Origin of the sequence: Anaerobiospirillum sp. NML120511, assembly GCF_023050955.1 — a bacterium.
Taxonomy (GTDB): domain Bacteria; phylum Pseudomonadota; class Gammaproteobacteria; order Enterobacterales; family Succinivibrionaceae; genus Anaerobiospirillum.
On sequence record NZ_JALKIK010000102.1, the window covers coordinates 1 to 1,732 of the forward strand.

1 protein-coding gene is annotated in these 1,732 nt (G+C 41.1%); it reads right to left on the reverse strand.

The window, feature by feature from the left end:
• Window positions 1-108 precede the first annotated feature (108 nt).
• Window positions 109-1,593 carry an ISAs1 family transposase gene (locus tag MXE39_RS12815; protein ID WP_246979082.1) on the reverse strand — a complete coding sequence of 495 codons (1,485 nt, stop codon included), beginning with the start codon at window positions 1,591-1,593 and terminating at the stop codon, window positions 109-111.
• Between the last annotated feature and the right edge of the window lie 139 nt (window positions 1,594-1,732).

Genomic DNA, 1,732 nt, shown 5'->3' on the forward strand with positions numbered 1-1,732 from the left:
GTACGGCAAACCGATGAAGGATATGCCTCTCAAAAATAATTGAAATTAATTGACTTTTAAAATAACCAGTGTTAGGCGTTGAGGCGTATTCGCCAAATATTGGCTTATTTATGCCTTTGTTGGCTCGTAGTTGTTCATAAAGTAGTTTCGTATGACGTACTCAAACAATCTACTAACCCTCATGCTGCTCATGCGATTTAGTGTGAAGCTGTAAGAGACAGGAGTGGACTTGCCTTTTGACAGACTAAGCTCATTCCTGAGGCACGTAGACATGTTGTAAACCGCTTTATTTATCGCAACCTCCATAGAAAGTGTATTAGGGTTACATGCTTGAAAGCTGTCCTGTGCAAGCACCGAGGTATCAATAACGTTATGGTGAGTTTCTATCATCCAATAGTCGATGATATTAGCTCTAACCTGCCTGATTGTCTCGCCGCTCACATATTCGAGGTTGCTCACATATACCCTTGTTTCTGAGCTGCCAGAATTTATGCAATGCTTTGTAAATTTGACAAGAGAGCATATGTTTTGATGAGGGTTCTTTATTCTTTTATCCAGATAAGGAGCTGCTTCAAGAACCTCTATGTAATAGTTTTCGATTCTGCCGTGATCTTTGAACGTAAACTCAGAAGTCTCAGCACGAGCATGATTCCTGTTAAAGATTGCCTCAACATGGCCCTTTAACTCCTTATTACCCTGACAATCCTTCAGGGGAGCCAGATAGAAGCCTCCCTTAGATACGATTAAAGATGTAACCTCCTGGGCGGAGTTGAGGGCATCGCACATGATGACCTTCTCTTTAAGGTCTACCTGCTCAGCCATTTCAATGAATGCAGTACGCTCCTGGTTTTTAGCATGAGTGTTTATGAATGCACAAGCTGTTCTCGAAGTGCAGTTCATTAACGTAACCGCTATTGCACCTTTTTTAGCCCGCGAATTTGAGCCCTTTCTGAACGAGGACCTTAGCTCCTGACCATCAAAGCCATAGGTAGGCATAAGTCCCTCACGGTCATGTTTATATTTTTCATCGTTGTAAGTGATGAGATCGCCTAAAGAGAGCTTCATTGTGCCGAAGAAGCAAGTAAAAAACTCCTCCATCTCCTTTGCTGATACCATAGCTCGTATGCAGTTAATCGTACTGGCACTGATATGGTTAGACGGGGATGGCAGACCAGGTATAAGTACCTGAAGTATTATGTTGTACTTTGCATAAAACCAAGCAATTTCAGCCGATTTCTTGATGCCACGGGCACGAGCAATGAGTATGACCAGAACAACAGCGTAGATAGGATAAATAACTTTACCTTGAGCCCTTGGGTCAGTGAAAAAGTCCTTTACTACAGAGATACTTAACCGTATGAGAACAGCATCAGCACTTCTTTCGCTAAGGTTCTGGAGCCCTTCAGCTTCTCGAATGGCATCATCCATGTCATCTTCATCGAACTCATTGCTGATTGCGTGATATGACTCATACTCATTAACGAGAGCTTCAAAAGCTGCAGGACTCATAATATGACCATTAGATTCAACCAGCTTCTTTTCCTCAATGAACCTGTTTCTTATCTCGTTAATTTTCTGCTCAGTAAGTTCCATAAGACCTTGCTCCAAATAGCTTATTTAAGCCAATTTCAGCAAGTTCTATGCCTGAAAATTATCAATATTTTTGATTTGTCAAGGTATTTATGAACTATTTTTTTGATTTTTGAACCATGTCATTCATAATTTCGCCGTA